We start from the raw sequence: 15,551 nt of genomic DNA on the forward strand, positions 1-15,551 counted from the left end.
CGATGACACAACCGACGCGGGACCGACCCGCCCTGCCGCGGGTGCCGGCGCTGGCGGTGCTCGAATACCGCCTGGTGGGCTATCGGCGCACCTGGCGGGCCGGCGCCTTCTCGTCCTTCCTGCTGCCCACGTTGACCGTGCTCGGGTTCGGGGTGGGCGTCGGGGCGTACATCGGCGAGGGTGTCGGTGGCGTCTCCTACCTGGAGTGGGTCGTCGGAGGGCTGCTCGCCTCGACGGCGTTGCAGGTGGCGATCGGCGAGTCGACGTGGCCGGTCTTCGGCAACCTCCAGTGGAGCAAGATCTACTTCGGGCAGCGCTCGGCTCCGCTGCGGGTGGGCGACATCCTCGCCGGCCACCTGGCGTTCGTGCTGTTCCGGGTGCTGACCTCCATCATCGCGTTCCTTCTGGTGACCGGCGTGCTGGGGGCGCTGCGGTCGCCGTGGGCGGTGCTGGCGGTGCCGGTGGTCGCGCTGCTCGCGCTGGCCGTCGCCGCACCGACCTTCGCGTACGCGGCGTCGGTCGACTCGGACAGTTGGCTCGCCATGCTGTTCCGCTTCGCGGTGATCCCGATGACCCTGTTCGCCGGGGTGTTCTTCCCGGTCGAGTCGCTGCCGCTGGCGCTGCGCTGGCTCGCGTACGCCACGCCGCTCTGGCACGCCGTGGACCTGTGCCGGGCGGCGGTGCTCGGCGTCGCCCCGCAGTGGTCGGTCGCGGGCCACCTGTGCTACCTGGCCGCCTGGGCGGCCGGGGGATGGTTGCTCGCCCGCCGCGTCTTCGCCCGCCGGCTCGTCGTCTAGGAGAGGGTCATGGTCACTCTGGTGCTGCCCCGGCTGGTCGACGTCTCGGCCGCGTCGCGGCGATCCGCGTCGGTCACCGAGCGGAACGTCGCCGCCCTGAAGTCCGTCTACTGGCTGCTGCTCATCTCCGGCTTCGTCGAGCCGCTGCTCTACCTGCTGTCCATCGGCGTCGGGGTGGGCGCGCTGATCGGCGACCTGACGCTGCCCGGCGGTGCGGTCGTCACGTACGCGGCCTTCGTCGCCCCGGCCATGCTCGCCTCGTCCGCGATGACCGGCGCGCTGGCGGAGACCACCTTCAACTTCTTCGGGAAGATGAAGTACATGAAGCTGTACGACGGGGTGATCGCCACCCCGGTGCAGCCGTTCGAGATCGCCCTCGGCGAGCTGGCCTGGGCGATGTTGCGGGGGAGTGCCTACTCGGCCGCGTTCCTCGTGGTGATGGTCGTGATGGAGCTGACCACCCCGGCCCGCGCGCTCGCCGCGTTCCCGGCGGCGGTGCTGGTCGGCTTCGCGTTCGGCGCGCTCGGCATGGCGGCCTCCACGTTCATGCGCAGCTGGCAGGACTTCGACCTGATGAGTTCGGCGCAGTTCGTCCTCTTCCTCTTCTCCGGCACCTTCGTGCCCGCCGAGACGTACCCGGCGGTGCTTCGCTGGCTGGTCGAGGTGACACCGCTCTACCGGGCGGTGCACCTGATCCGGGCGCTGACCGTCGACGTCGGCGGCTGGAGCTGGACGCTCGACGTGCTCTATCTGCTCGCGATGCTGGCAGCCGGCCTGCTGGTCGCGTCCCGCCGGATGGGCCGGCTGCTCTACCAGTAGCCCAGGCCCGCCAGCGCCCGACGGAGGCGTCTCGCGCACGGTGCCCCCGGGTGGGGCGTCTCGCGCACGGTGCCCCCGGGTGGGGCGTCTCGGGCAGCGGGCGATTCGTGGCACTCCAGGTGTCCTCGGGCCGGCGTGTCGAGCAGCAGGAGTGCCACCGTTCAGCGTGGCGCCTCAGCGGGCTCGGGCCCAGGTGAGGAAGCGGTCGGCCAGGACGCCCGGCGGGTGCTGGCCGCTGAGGTCGCCCGCCGCGTCGTACATCATCGTGCCGAGGTGAATCAGCAGGCCGGTCCGGTTCTCCCGGTACTCACCGAGCAACGCCAGCCGGGCCGGCGAGCACGGCCACGCGGCCCCGCACACCCGGCACCGCCAGGACGGCCGCGCCGCGAGATGCGGCCGGTAGCGGGGCATCAGCGCCACCCCGGCTCGCCGTCCCGAGGCGACGGGTTGCCCCCGGGCGACGGCGACCAGCGGCCTCCGTTCGCCCGCCACTCCTGCGCCCGGGTGAGCCATCCCGGTCGCCCCGGACCGTTGAGCGGGAACACCTGGGTCGGAGCCGTAGCCCAGTTCGGGCGACCCGGGGTGCGCTGCGACGGCATCGGGTGCGCGGGGTGGCTTGCGGCCGATGCGGGTCGCGCCCCTGGTCCTGGCCCGTTCCGTTGCGGCGGCTGGCCGGAGCTGTCCGGTGCCGGGCTGGTTGAGGTGGCCTGGTCGGTCAGGTCCTGCCACGGGGCCGGTGGCAGCGGGCGGGTGTTCCGCGTGCGCCGGGGCAGCGGTGCGGGTGTCGCCGGGGGCCGGCACCGCCAGAATCTGATTCGCATGAAGCCTCCGTCGAGTGGAAGGGGCGCCGGCCGAATGTCGGGTGTGCCGGCGCCCCGGCCTGGTTCCGCCCGCCGTCCGTTCCCGTGAGCGGTTCCGCTGCGTGACAGTCTGCTGAGGACGCGACTACGGTGGGAGGCCCGGCACGGTGACGACCAGCGCGTCCACGGCCGGTCCCGATGCGGTACGAGGATGTACGGAGGGTGTCCGTGGAACGCTCGTCCATGCTGGAGCACTTCGCCGAGGAGTTACGGCTCGCGCGGGCCGACGGTGACCTGTCGCAGAGCGCGCTGGCCGAGGCGCTGAGCTACTCGGCCGCGCTGGTGGCCAAGGTGGAGACCTGCGAACGCAAGCCCAGCCGGGACTTCGCCCGCCGCTGCGACACGGTGTTCGGTGCGGGCGGGCGGTTCGAGCGCATCCAGCGACGAATCAGCCGGGAGGTGGTGGTGCCGTGGTTCCGCGACTGGCCCGGCATCGAGGAGGAGACCACCGCGCTGCGCTCGTTCGAGCCGCTCTGCGTGCCGGGCCTGTTGCAGACCGAGGGATACGCCCGCGCGCTGCTGTCCGGCGGCGGGTTGTTCGGGCCGGACGAGATCGAGCAGCAGGTGACCACCCGACTGGATCGCCAGGCGGTGCTGACCCGCGACCGGCCGCCGCTGCTCAGCGTGGTCATCGACGAGTACGTGCTGCGCCGCCGGATCGGCGGCCCGGCGGTGATGGGCGAGCAGTTGCGACACCTGGTGAAGCTCGGCACGACGCTGCCCCGGGTCCGGATCCAGGTCGTGCCGCTCTCCGCCGGGGCCTACCCTGGCATGAACGGCCCCTTCGTGATCGCCACCCCACCGCACGGGGAGGACGTCGTCTACCAGGAGGGACAGTTGCACGGGCAGGTGACCGACCGCGCCGACTACGTCCGGCAGATGGTCGAGGTTTGGGAGTCGATCCGTGGTGAGGCACTATCGCAGCAGCAGTCCCTCGACCTGATCATGGAAGTGGCGGAATCATGGAGCTGACCGGCGCCCGGTGGCGCAAGAGCACCCGCAGCAACGGGCAGGGTGGCAACTGCGTGGAGGTGGCCGACAACCTGCCCGGCGTGGTGGCCGTCCGCGATTCCAAGGATCCGGCCGGGCCGGCGCTGGCCTTCCCACCCGGCGCGTGGCGTACGTTCCTCACCCGCCTCCCCATACGCCCGTAGCCACCGCCCGACCCGCCCACGGTCCCCTGACCGCTGGTCGCCCCGGCCCCACGGCTCGGCCCCCGGCCCCACCGGCGGCGCCCCGGCCCCACGGCTCGGCCCCACGGGCGGCGCCCCGGCCCCACGGCTCGGCCCCACGGGCGGCGCCCCGGCCCCACGGCTCGGCCCCACCGGCGGCGCCCCGGCCCCACGGCTCGGCCCCACCGGCGGCGCCCCCGGCCTCGGCCGTCGCTGCGCGACACCCCGAAACCGCCGCTATCAACGCCGATCTTGGACATTTTCTGTTAGGTCCTAACGGGAACTGTCCAAGATCTGGTGGTGTGATGCCGACGGGGCGATCACGGTCGGTGGATGGTTCCCGATGATGCGGCTGGGGCGCTGGAGTGGTTGGCCTTCGAGCAGGCCGGCGTGGTCACCGGCGCGCAGGCCCGCACCGTGCTGACCGACGGCACCGTACGCGGGCTGGTGCGCTCCGGGCGGTGGCGCTCGATCGGTCGCGGCCTGCTGCTGACCGGCAACGGCCGGTTGACCCGGGATCAGCAGTTGTGGGTCGCGGTCCTCACCGCCGGGTCCGGTGCGGTCCTCGCGGGAGCCACGGCCGCCACCGAGGCCGGGGTACGCGGCCTGCGACCCGAGCCCCTGCACGTGCTCGTGCCGGCGCCCCGTCGGGCCGGGCGGACCATCCTGCGCCAGTTGCCGATCGACATGGTCGCCGTCGTGGTGCACCGGACATCGGTCCTGCCTGCCGCGCATCTCCAGGTCGGCCGCCCGCCTCGGACGACCACCGCGCGGGCACTTGTCGACGCCGCCGGGTGGGCGCCCTCGCCGCGCGTGGCGCAGGAGGCGCTCGCTGCCGGCTGCCAGCAGCGGCGGGTGTTGCCGGAGGAACTGGCCGCCGTGCTGGACGTGCTGCCCCGCGCACCCCGACGGCTGTTGATCCGGCAGACCATCGACGACATCGCCGGTGGCGCTCAGGCGTTGAGTGAGATCGATTTCGTCCGGCTCTGCCGTCGGGCCGGTCTGCCCCGGCCCGACCTGCAACAGCGGCGGACCGACGCGGCTGGCCGGACACGCTGGTTGGACGCGTACTGGCGGGAGTGGGGCGTGCACGCGGAGATCGACGGAGCGCATCACATGGAGGTGCGCCAGTGGACGGCGGACATGCGACGGCAGAACGACGTCTGGACCGCAGGGGAACGCATCCTCCGGTTCCCCGCGTGGCTGGTCCGGGCGCACCCCGAGCAGGTCGCCGACACGGTCCGCCGCGCTCTCCTGGCCGCCGGCTGGCAACCCGACGCCACGAACCACTGAGATCTTGGACATTTTCCGTTAGGTACTAACGGAAAATGTCCAAGATCTCGCGACGGCCAGCGGTGCGTGGGTCAGCGGTGGGTGGGTCAGCGGTGGGTGGGTCAGCGGTGGGTGGGTCAGCGGTGGGTGGGTCTGCGGTGCGTGGGTCAGCGGTGCGTGGGTCAGCCGCCCTGGTAGTAGCGGGCGGCGCCGGGGTGCAGCGGGATGGGGTCCGTGGTGGCGGCCGACTCGCGGTCGAAGTTGCGCGCCTCAGGATGTGCCACGGCCAGGTCGGCCTGGTAGGTGAAGAGCAGGCGGGTCAGGCCGTACGCCAGCTCGTCGGGCATCTCCGCGCTGACCAGGATCACGTTGGCGACCGTCACGGTGGGGGTGCCCGACGGGGTGTCGTAGGCGTCGCGGGGCAGCTCGGCGGTGGTGTAGACCGAGCCGTGCGTGGCGCTCAGCGGCTCGATCAGGTCGGCGACCGGCAGCAGCCGGAACCGGTCCGGCGCGCTGGTGAGCAGGTCGGCGATGCCGGGCGTGGGCAGCCCGCCGGAGAAGAACATCGCGTCGAGCGTGCCGCTGCGCATCCGGGCCACCGTCTCCGGCAGCGACAGCCGGGCTCGGCGTACGTCCCGGTCCGGGTCCAGCCCCGCGGCGCTGAGCAGGCGGCCGGCGATGACGTCGGTGCCGGACTTCGGTGAGCCGGTGGAGACCCGTTTGCCGCGCAGCCCCGCGAGGCCGGCGATCTGCGCCTCGGCCCGGACGATCACGTGGGTGTAGTTGCTGTAGACCCGAGCCAGCGCCCGGACCGGTTGCGGGCGTCCGTTGAAGGCGCCACGGCCGGCGGCGGCGTCCGCCGCCGTGTCGGCGAGACTGAAACCGATCTCCATGTCGCCGTCGACCAGCCGGGTGATGTTCTCACCCGAGGCCCCGGTCGGTTCGGCCCGAGCCTCGTAACCGGGCAGGTGGCGGCTGATGACGTCGGCGTAGCCGCCGCCGAGCTGGTAGTAGACCCCGGTGGTGTTCCCGGTGGCCAGGAAGATGCGCCCGTCGTGCCACGGCCGAGCCTCCGGGGCGCGCTCGGCACCGCAGCCGGTGACAAGCGCGACCGCCACCAGCGCCGCCAGCAACCGCGGACCCCGACCTCCGCTGACCTTGTCGTGCCGCCCGGGCCGGGTCGCGTCGGTCCGCGTGACGGGCCGGGTCGCGTCGGTTCGCGTGACGGGCCGGGTCGCGTCGGTTCGCGTGACGGGTCGGGTCGCGTCGGTTCGCGTGACGGGTCGGGTCGGGTCGGCTCCCCCGACGCGGTCAGGTGCCAGCTGCGGGCCGTTCATGCCGGCACTCCGCCGGGGTGGTCCGCCCACGTCCGGGCCGCCGGTTCGAGCGCCTCGGCGACCCGCTGGACCAGCGTGGCCGTCTCGTAGCCGATCTGGCCGAGGTCGCAGCCGGCGGCGGCCAGCACGCCGAGCAGGGCGCGGTCACCGACTGCCATCACCAGCAGCACGCCGCCGTCCATGTCGACGATCTGCTGCCGGACCCGGCCGGCGGACATCAGCCGGGCGGCGCCGACGGTCAGGCTGGCCAGGCCGCTGATCACGGCGGCGAGCTGGTCCGCCTGGTCGGTCGAGAGGTGTGGCGAGGCCGCCAGCCGCAGTCCGTCGCCGGAGACGGCGAGGGCGTGCGAGACGTCCGGGATCTGCTCGGCGAAGTTCGCCAGGAGCCAGTCGAGGCCGGGTCTGCCGTTGGGCATCATCTAGGGTCTCCCGTTCGTCTGCTGGTTACGTCGCATCGCGTGGGCCACCCCGGCGGAGAGGGCGGACAGCCGGGCGCGTACCACCTCGGGATCGAGCAGGTCGGTGGTGGGCTGCGGCGGAGGTGCGTCGTGCAGTTCGGCCGGCAACCGGCCACCGTGTACCCGCCGGGGCAGACCGGCGGTGGTGGCCTCCGCCGGGTGGCCGGTGCCGGGCCGCCGGGCCGAGTGGCCCTCGGCCGGCCCTGGCCAGGTCGGCGGGGTCCGCCGGGCTGGGCCGGCGGCCAGCTCGCCGCACCGGCCGGCACCACCGGCAGCGCCATCGTCGGTGCCAGGTGGACGTTGAAGGGGTCCGACCCGGCGCCCACCGCCACCCGCGACGGGACGCCGGATCCGGCGGCGCCGTTCCGGGTCCGGAACCAGGCGCCGGCCGCTGCCGGAGCCGGGCGGGCACCCGCTGCCGGAGCCGGGCGGGCACCTGCCGCCGGAGCCGGGCGGGCACCCGCTGCCGGAGCCGGGCGGGCACCTGCCGCCGGAGCCGGGCGGGCACCTGCCGCCGGAGCCGGGCGGGCACCTGCCGCCGGGCGGCCGGTGACCTCCTCCGCCCGGGTGAGGATCGCCTCCGGCACCTCCACCTGGGCCACGGTGCCGGCGCCGGCGCTGTGCAGCCGCACCCGGATGCCGTGCCGGGCGGCCAGGTGGGCCACCACGTGCAGGCCCATGCTGCCGGCCGCCGCGCTGGACAGGACGGCCGGCGCGCGCAGCCGCTCGTTGATCTCGGCCAGCCGGGTCTCGCCGATGCCGATGCCCTGGTCGTGAACGCGCAGGGTGACCCCGTCGACCGTACGACGGCCGTCCACGTGCACCGGCGTCTGCGGCGATGAGTAGGAGGTCGCGTTCTCCAGCAACTCGGCCAGCAGGTGCACCAGGTTGCCCACCGCCGAGCCGTGCACCGCGGCGGCGGGCACGTCGATCTCGACCCGGGTGTACTCCTCGATCTCCGAGGCGGCGCCGCGTGCCACGTCGGCCAGCAGGTGCGGCCCGTCGTGCGCCCGGCCGGGTTCACCGCCGGCGAGGACCAGCAGGTTCTCTCCGTTGCGTCGCATCCGGGCGGCGAGGTGGTCGAGCGCGAAGAGCCGGGCCAGGGCGTCCGGATCGGTCTCCTCCTGCTCGAAGTCGTCGAGCAGGCGCAGTTGCCGGGTGATCAGCGTGCGGATCCGGCGGGCCAGCGCCTCGACCATCCGGGTGACGTCCATCCGCAGCTCGGCCTGCTCGCCGGCGAGCCGCAGCGCGGCCCGGTTGACCGTGTCGAAGGCCTCGGCCACCTGGGCGATCTCGTCGCGCCCACGGCTGATTCCCGCGGTGAGCCGCGACGCCGGCCCATCGACGTGGCCACTGTCACCGGCCGAGATCGCGGTGATCCGCTCGGGTAGCTCCCGGTGCGCCATGGTGAGCGCGGCCACCCGCAGCCGGCGTAGCCGGCGGCTGGTGCGTACCGCCAGCAACGCGGCGGCGGTCAGCGAGGCCAGCGCCAGCGCGCCGGTGGAACCGCCGGTGAGCAGGGCCCGTTGCCGCGCGTCGGCGGCCAGCTCGACGGCGCGCCGGTCGAGTTCGTCGGAGAGTTCCCGGCCGAGCAGGTTGAACCGGCGGATGGCGCCGCTCTGGGCGACGTACCAGGCGTCGCCGTCGGTGGCGAGTGCGGCCGGCTCGGTGTCGGCGTTCAACGCGCTGTCGCGCATCCGCCGGGCGGTGGAGACGTCGCTGCCGGCGATCAGGCGGGTGTACGCGCCGGTGGCGCGTTCCCCGGCGATCCGGGAGAACTCGGCCTGCCGCTGTTCCTGCGCGCCGCGCAGCTGGCCGAGTTGGGCGAGTTCGCCCGGGGCCAGCGTGCCCCGGAGGAACACGGCCCGCAGCAGGTCGCGTTCCAGCGACGACAGGTGCTCCTGAGCGGCGACGGCGGCGACCTCCCGGGCCCGGTTGGCCAGCTCGGGGTCGCGCAGCTGGGCGGGCAGCGCGTCGGCGACGGCGAGCAGCGACTCCACCAGGGCCACGTAGAGCGGATCGCCGGTCCCGGCGCCGAGCGCGGCGACGCGGGCCTCGTCGAGCTGGCCGAGGTGCTCGGTCACGGCGTCGAGGCCACGGCCGAGGCCCGGCGCGGCCCGGCGGGCCTCGGTGCTGGCGGACCGGTAGCGTTCGGTGGCCTCGTCGACCCGCTGCCGTTGGGCGTCGACGAGTTGCCGGCCGGAGGTCCCGCCGCGCTGACGCAGCGCCGCCGTCTCGCCGAGTTCCCGCTCCAGTTCGTGCACCAGCGAGACGGTGGCGGTGGCGGTGCCGGCCAGGACTCTGGCGCGTTCGGCGTCGGTCGAGTCGGCCAGGGCGTTACCGGTCTGGATGGCACCGAGCACGAGCAGGCCGACGGTGGCGACCAGGATCGGCGCGAGCAGTTGGGTACGCACGGACCACAGCCGGCCGGTGTGACCGGCTGGACGGTTGTGCCGGCGCACGCGGGCCAGGGAGGACAGCGGCACGGGGGTCTCCCGAGGTCGGGGCGACCGGGCCGGGTGAGGCCCGGCCCGGTCGCCGTCGGTCAGCTCGCGCCCAGGTCCTGCAACGCCTTGGCCGCACCCCGGTGCAGGCCGACCGGGTCGGTCCGGCGGGCGGTCTCCAGGGCGATGCCCTTCGCGGCGGGGTTGGCCTGGGCCAGCGCGTCCTTCTTCTCGAAGACGGTCCGGGTGATGGCGCAGGCCACGTCGGCGTCGAGATCCTTGCGGACGAGCAGCACGTTGGGGACCACGATGGTCGGGGTGTCCGCCACCGTGGAGTACACGTCCCGGCCGATCGTGCCGGCCTGGTACGCGGGGTTCAGTTCGCTCATCTTGGGCAGCAACGGCGTGATGTCGATGAATTTCACCTTGTCACCGGCGGTGGTGAACAGGTCCGTGACGCCGCCGGTGGGCAGGCCGCCGGACCAGAAGAAGCCGTCGACGGTGCCGTCCTTGATGCCCTCGACCGTCTTGGTGAGGTCCAGCCGCTGGGCTTGGACGTCCGTGGCCGGGTTGAGGCCGGCCGCCTCCAGCAGGCGCTGCGCGATGACCTCGGTGCCGGACTTGGGGGAGCCGGTGGAGATCTTCTTGCCCTTCATGTCGGACACCGAGTCGATGCCCGCGTCGGCCCGGACGATGACCTGGGTGTAGTTGTCGTAGATCCGGGCCAGCGCCTCGACCGGCTGCGGGGCGGTGAAGCTGCCCTTGCCCTCCACCGCGTTGACGGCGGTGTCGAACAGCGAGAAGGCCACGTCGTACTGGCCGCCGACGAGCTGTTCGATGTTCTGGACCGACGCTCCGGTCTCGGCCGCGGTGCCGGTGAGCCGGCCGCCGGTGCTCCCCGAGAGCTGCCCGGCCAGGGCGTTACCGACGACGTAGTAGACGCCGGTGGCGTTGCCGGTGGCGATGCCGACCCGGGTGTTCTCGGCCACCTCGCAGGTGACGGCGCTCGCCGCGTCGTCCGTGGCCGCGACGCCCTGACGGCCGCCGCAACCGGCGGCGCCGGCCGCGACGAGAGCGAGCGCCCCCATCCCTGCCACGAGCCGCACGTTGATCCGTCCCACACTGACTCCCTTCTCAGGTCATGCCGGTGAACCGGCCCGCGTTCCGCCGGAGGGGCCGGCGGATCCGCGTCGTACGAGCACGCCCACCGCCATGACGCCGGCCAGCACGGCGCCGATCGCGACGGGCACGGGTTGCAGCCAGAGCAGCGTCAGCCCGGCGGTCGCACCGAGCAGGCGTTCCGGCAGGCCCGCCGGGCCGACGCCGGGCAGCCAGCCGCCGGCCGCGACGGCCAGCACCGCGACGCCGAGCGCGGTGACCGCGGTGGCGACGAGGATGCGCAGCGGGCCGCCGATGCCGAGCAGACCGAGCCCGGTCGGGGTGATCACGAACGCCAGCGGGATCAGGTACGCCGGCAGCGCGTAGCGCAGGGTGTGCCACATGGTCGGCACCAGCCGGCCGCCGGTGACCGCGGCGGCGGCGACCGCGGCGAGCGCGGTCGGCGGTGACACCTCGGACAGCACCGCGAAGTAGAAGACGAACATCGCCGCGGCGGGAGCGGCGACGCCGAGGTCGAGCAGGGCCGGGCCGATGATCACCCAGCCGATCACGAAGGACGCGGTGACCGGGACGGCCAGCCCGAGCAGGCTGAGCGCGACGGCGGCGAGCAGCGCGGTCAGCGCGAGCACCACGGCCGGCTCGGAGCTGACCGTGCTCGCGGCGTCGACCAGCAGCGCCGCGGCCTGTGGGCCGAGGCCGGTCTTGGTGGTGGTGGCGGTGATGACGCCGGCCGACGCGCAGACCACGGTGACCGCCAGGACTCCGCGTACGCCGCCGGAGAGGGCGGCGACCAGCCGGGACGGGGTCAGCCGGTGCTGCCGGTCCAGGAAGGACAGCGCGATCGCGAGCAGGGTGGCCAGCACCACGGCGCGGGTCGCCGACAGGCCGGCGGCGAGCAGGCCGACGATGGCGAACAGGGAGGCGAAGTGGTATCCGGAGCGGGCCAGCAGCCGCCCCGCGGAACCGGCCGCAAGGGTCGCCGGTCGTACTCCGGACCGCCGCGCGTCGATCTCCACCGAGAGCACGATGCCGAGGTAGTAGAGCACCGTCGGCACCATCGCCCAGCCGAGCACCCGCAGGTAGGACACGCCCAGGTACTCGGCGATGATGAAGGCCGCCGCGCCGAGCGTCGGTGGGGAGAGGATGGCGCCCACGCCGGCCGCGGCCAGCATCCCACCCGCCCGCTCCGCGGGTAGCCGGCGCGGCGCAGGATCGGCCAGGTGACCGCGCCGATGCTGACGGTCGTCGCCGCGCCGGAGCCGGAGACGGTGCCGAGCAGGAAGCCGGAGGCGACCGCCGTGCGGCCCGCGGCGGTACGTGAACGCCGGAACGCGGCGGCGGACAGGTCCACGAAGAACCGGCCCGCGCCGGAGAGGTCGAGCACCGCTCCGTAGATGGTGAACAGCACGATGTACGTGGCCGCCACGTCCAGGGGAGTGCCGTAGAAGCCGCTGTCGGAGTTGTAGAAGGCATCGACCAGTTGCCCGAAGTCCAGGCCGGCGTGGGCCACCGCCCAGGTCTGCGGCAGCAGCCCGCCGTAGTAGCCGTAACCGAGGAACACCAGGCACACCGCGGGCAGGATCCAGCCGGTGGTGCGCCGGCACGCCTCCAGCAGCAGGAGCAGCAGCACGGTGCCCAGTGCCACGTCGATGCCGGCCAGCAGGCCCTGCCGGTCGAGGAAGGCGTCGTAGCCGCCACCACCGCCGCCCAGCGGGATCGGCAGCACCGGGTACAGGCAGGCGACCAGTGCGGCGGTGGCCAGCGCCCGGTCGACCCGGCTCGGACCGCGGCGGCGGGCCGCCGCGCTGTCGGGCGCGTCCGGCGTCGTGGCCCGTCGGGCCGCACTGGGCGTCGTGGCCCGTCGGGCCGCACTGGGCGTCGTGGCCCGTCGGGCCGCACTGGGCGTCGTGGCCCGGCGGGCCGCACTGGGCGTCGTGGCCCGGCCGGTGGCGATCTTGCCCAGCCGGCCGGGCAACCGCAGGTCGGCCGGGTAGGCGAGGAAGACCAGCGGGAGCACACCGGCCAGGAAGAAGATCAGGTAGTACTTGCTGCCCTGGGCCAGCGGCCGGAACACCTGCCAGAGCGCGAACAGGGCGATCGCCAACGTCGCGGCGGTCAGGACGAGGGCGACCGGCCCGCTGAGCGCCCGGCCGGGCTTCTCCTCCTCGAACCGCCCGGCGAGTGCGGCCGGGTCGACCTCCGCGGCGGGCGACGTCGCCGCCGGCTCGGCCTCCGCGGCGGGCGACGTCGCCGCCGGCTCGGCCTCCGCCACCCGGGCGGATGCGCCGTGACGCTCGGTTCCGGAATCATCGGTGAATCGGATAGCCGACACGAGGGGGGACAATACGCGAATCGACTCCGCGTCGGGGGACATTGTCGGCCGTCACTTCGCTGAGTGACTTTCAATTCGTTCGAGTCGTTCCCCGGAGTGAATGTTTCAGAATAGCTCTCACGATTGGCGCGGACGTGCCGATCGGGTACCGGCGGGGTGATCACGAACGCGGCAACCTATGCCCGCTTTCGGGCGATATAGGGCAGGTTCGATGTCACATCTGGGGGCGATAATCTGGATTTGAGACATCACTCTACGTATACATTGCTGCCGAGGGTCGGGTGGTGATGCGGCTCGGTCGACGCCCTCGTTCCGTGGTCGGGGCGCGAACTTCATTCGATCGGGGATCCGATCCCATTTGGCGCCGCAACCGCCCGATGGGAAATCCACTCGCACAATTTCCGGCCCGTCGGCGGGGCGGGATCGGGTGGCCGGCGCCGGACGGAGCGGGATCCCGGTGGGGGGTTACCCGACACCGGCGGCAGGGCATGTGTCGAGGGCGATCACCGCGAGTTTGAGAGGAGGGGCGATGGCCTCAGAGGAGTCTTCCCGGCCGGACCGGCACGACCCGGGGCGGGGCACCCCGTACGCCGGTGGCGACCGGCCGGGTGCCGACCCGGACGCCCCGGCGCGCCCGACCGGGCTGTCGCGTGGCGACTGGACGGCGGCGATGCGCCGGACGCTGCGCGAGTTCGGCGACGACAGCCTGGCCGACTGGGCCGCCGCCCTCACCTACTACGGCGTGCTCTCCATCTTTCCCGGCCTGCTGGTCCTGGTCTCGCTGCTCGGCCTGCTCGGCCCGTCGGCCACCCGGGGGTCCGGGACACCGTCGCGGAGGCGGTACCCGAGCAGAACATCCGGCAGATCATCGACGCCGCCATCACCCAGGCCCAGCAGAACGGGGGACTGGCCGGCATCGCCGCGATCGTCGGTCTGCTGGCCGCCTTCTGGTCGGCCTCCGGCTACATCGGCGCCTTCATGCGTGCCGCCAACGCGATCTACGACGTGCCGGAGGGGCGGCCGATCTGGAAGACGCTGCCGATCCGGGTCGGGGTGACCGCGGTGATCGGCGTACTGCTGCTGGCCAGCGCGGTGATCGTGGTCTTCACCGGCCGACTCGCCGAGCAGGTCGGCGCCGCGCTCGGGGTCGGTCAGACCGCCGTGACGGTGTGGGACATCGCCAAGTGGCCGGTGCTGCTGGTCCTGGTCAGCCTGATGTTCGCGATCCTCTACTGGGCGTCGCCGAACGCCCGGCTGGGCGGCTTCCACTGGGTGAGTCCGGGCGGCGTGCTGGCCGTGGTCATCTGGTTGCTGGTCTCCGGCCTGTTCGCGTTCTACGTCGGCAACTTCGGCTCGTACAACAAGACCTACGGCGCCCTCGCCGGTGTGATCGTCTTCCTGGTCTGGCTCTGGCTCAGTAACATCGCGATCCTGTTCGGCGCCGAGTTCGACGCCGAACTGGCGCGCGGCCGGGCCATCGCGGGCGGCCTGCGCCCGGCCGACAAGGAGCCGTACGTCGAACTGCGCGACGACCGCAAGCTGCGCGCGAAGGGTGATGATCCGGGCCGTCCCTGACCTCCCGAACAGGAGAACCGCAGGAAAGGCCCAGACCTCCGCATAACTTTTGCTAGTTCGGGCAAAAGTTGCCGTCAAATCGTTCTAAGGTCTGGACAGCACACGCCGAAGCCTCCTACTGTGTCGGGCACCACACGTCGTTATTTCATCGGCGTGAACGAGCCCCGTGGGAGGTGAGCGTGCACACCGCCGACCCCCTGCACGTCCGGCTGCTGCGGTTGCTCCGCGACGAGGGAGCGCTGTCGCGGGCCGAACTCGCGGACCGGCTGGAGATGCCCCGGCCACGCCTGCTCGCCGAGCTGGACCGGCTGGTCGGTCTCGGCTACGCGGCGGAGGCCGGCAAGGCCGCCTCGCGGGGCGGGCGCCGCTCCACCCTGGTCGAGCTGAGCCCGCACCTGCGCTTCGCGGCCGTCGACCTCGGCGCCAGCTCCATCGACGTCGAGGTCGTCAACGGCCGGCTGGAACCGGTGGTGGCGTACGCGGAGCCGGCCGACATCCGGTCCGGGCCGAAGGCCATCCTCCAGCGCGTCAACGAACTGCTGCACAAGGCCCGGGTGGACGGAGTCTACGAGCGGCTCGACTCGATCGGCATCGGCGTGCCCGGCCCGGTCAGCTTCCGCGACGGGGTGCCCGTCTCCCCGCCGATCATGCCCGGGTGGGATCGCTTCCCCGTCCGCGAGCTGCTGACCCGCGAGCACGGCTGCCCGGCGGTGGTCGACAACGACGTCAACATCATGGCGATCGGTGAGCGGCACGGCGGCGTGGCGCACTCGGTCGACGACTTCCTCTTCGTCAAGATCGGCACCGGCATCGGGTGCGGGATCTACCTCAGCGGCGAGGTCTACCGCGGCATCGACGGGTGCGCGGGGGACATCGGCCACATCCAGGTCGACCCGCAGGGGCCGGCCTGCTCCTGCGGCAACGCCGGTTGCCTGGAGGCACTCTTCAGCGGCGCCGCGCTGGCCAAGGACGCCAGCGCCGCGGCGCGGGCCGGCACCTCGCCCGCCCTGGTCGAACGCCTGGAAGCCAACGGCGTTGTCACCGCCCTCGACGTCGCCGCCGGTGCCGTCGAGGGGGACGTGACCTGCATCCAGCTCATCCGCGAGGGCGGGCGGCGGGTCGGCGGCGTCCTCGCCGGGCTGGTCAGCTTCACCAATCCATCGATGATTGTGATCGGCGGCGGGCTCGCCCAACTCGGGCACATCCTGCTCGCCGAGATCCGCAGTGTGGTGTACCGCCGCTCGCTGCCACTGGCAACCGGCAACCTCCCGGTCGTGCTGTCGGAGTTGGGCGCGCGCGCCGGGGTCGCCGGCGCCGCCGTGCTCGCCAGCGATCTGGCCTTCGGGGAGGCGGCATGAGTGAGAAC

At 73.3% G+C, this 15,551-nt stretch carries 11 protein-coding genes and 2 pseudogenes; 7 read left to right on the forward strand and 6 right to left on the reverse strand.

The genetic code is table 11. The features are described from left to right. The first annotated feature begins 2 nt into the window (after positions 1-2). Both KIF24_RS06635 and KIF24_RS06640 read left to right on the forward strand, forming a co-directional pair. Complete coding sequence (locus tag KIF24_RS06635) at positions 3-797, forward strand: ABC transporter permease (protein WP_221083282.1); 795 nt, start codon at positions 3-5, stop codon at positions 795-797. A gap of 9 nt (positions 798-806) precedes the next feature. After that, positions 807-1,616, forward strand: a complete 810-nt coding sequence (locus tag KIF24_RS06640) for an ABC transporter permease (RefSeq protein WP_221083283.1) — start codon at positions 807-809, stop codon at positions 1,614-1,616. Positions 1,617-1,790: 174 nt separating this feature from the next. Here KIF24_RS06640 and KIF24_RS06645 read toward each other — a convergent pair whose 3' ends face one another. After that, complete coding sequence (locus KIF24_RS06645) at positions 1,791-2,129, reverse strand: flavin reductase (RefSeq protein ID WP_230415330.1); 339 nt, start codon at positions 2,127-2,129, stop codon at positions 1,791-1,793. A 515-nt stretch (positions 2,130-2,644) separates the two neighbouring features. Here KIF24_RS06645 and KIF24_RS06650 point away from each other — a divergent pair. The 3 genes from KIF24_RS06650 (at position 2,645) to KIF24_RS06660 (ending at position 4,941) form a co-directional block, all read left to right on the forward strand. Next, positions 2,645-3,448 (forward strand): helix-turn-helix domain-containing protein, encoded by an 804-nt coding sequence (locus tag KIF24_RS06650; protein ID WP_331461023.1) that lies wholly within the window; start codon positions 2,645-2,647, stop codon positions 3,446-3,448. Next, positions 3,439-3,630 (forward strand): DUF397 domain-containing protein, encoded by a 192-nt coding sequence (locus KIF24_RS06655; protein WP_221083284.1) that lies wholly within the window; start codon positions 3,439-3,441, stop codon positions 3,628-3,630. The genes KIF24_RS06650 and KIF24_RS06655 overlap by 10 nt, the downstream gene beginning before the upstream one ends. 351 nt (positions 3,631-3,981) lie before the next feature. After that, the gene (locus KIF24_RS06660) at positions 3,982-4,941 is read left to right on the forward strand and encodes an endonuclease domain-containing protein (RefSeq protein ID WP_221083285.1); all 960 of its coding nucleotides are present in this window, start codon (positions 3,982-3,984) and stop codon (positions 4,939-4,941) included. Between the two features lie 161 nt (positions 4,942-5,102). Here KIF24_RS06660 and KIF24_RS06665 read toward each other — a convergent pair whose 3' ends face one another. The 5 genes and pseudogenes from KIF24_RS06665 to KIF24_RS34950 form a co-directional block, all read right to left on the reverse strand. Next, complete coding sequence (locus KIF24_RS06665) at positions 5,103-6,053, reverse strand: TAXI family TRAP transporter solute-binding subunit (protein ID WP_230415332.1); 951 nt, start codon at positions 6,051-6,053, stop codon at positions 5,103-5,105. 200 nt (positions 6,054-6,253) lie between these two features. Further along, positions 6,254-6,676, reverse strand: a complete 423-nt coding sequence (locus KIF24_RS06670; RefSeq protein ID WP_230415334.1) for a roadblock/LC7 domain-containing protein — start codon at positions 6,674-6,676, stop codon at positions 6,254-6,256. Next, on the reverse strand, positions 6,673-9,201 hold the full coding sequence (locus KIF24_RS06675; RefSeq protein WP_221083287.1) for a sensor histidine kinase: 2,529 nt from the start codon (positions 9,199-9,201) through the stop codon (positions 6,673-6,675). Before KIF24_RS06675 ends, KIF24_RS06670 begins: the two co-directional genes overlap by 4 nt. A gap of 59 nt (positions 9,202-9,260) precedes the next feature. Beyond that, the gene (locus tag KIF24_RS06680; protein WP_221083288.1) at positions 9,261-10,280 is read right to left on the reverse strand and encodes a TAXI family TRAP transporter solute-binding subunit; all 1,020 of its coding nucleotides are present in this window, start codon (positions 10,278-10,280) and stop codon (positions 9,261-9,263) included. Between the two features lie 18 nt (positions 10,281-10,298). Next, a pseudogene (locus tag KIF24_RS34950) lies at positions 10,299-12,652 on the reverse strand (TRAP transporter permease). A 487-nt stretch (positions 12,653-13,139) separates the two neighbouring features. On the opposite strand from KIF24_RS34950, the pseudogene KIF24_RS06695 reads away from it, so the two are divergent. Together KIF24_RS06695 and KIF24_RS06700 are read left to right on the forward strand one after the other, a co-directional pair. Continuing rightward, positions 13,140-14,185: pseudogene (locus KIF24_RS06695) on the forward strand (YihY/virulence factor BrkB family protein). Between the two features lie 179 nt (positions 14,186-14,364). Next, a complete protein-coding gene (locus KIF24_RS06700; protein WP_221087216.1) occupies positions 14,365-15,543 on the forward strand; it encodes an ROK family protein in 1,179 nt (392 codons plus the stop codon). Positions 15,544-15,551: the final 8 nt, after the last annotated feature.

It is taken from the genome of Micromonospora tarapacensis (genome assembly GCF_019697375.1).
Taxonomy (GTDB): domain Bacteria; phylum Actinomycetota; class Actinomycetes; order Mycobacteriales; family Micromonosporaceae; genus Micromonospora; species Micromonospora tarapacensis.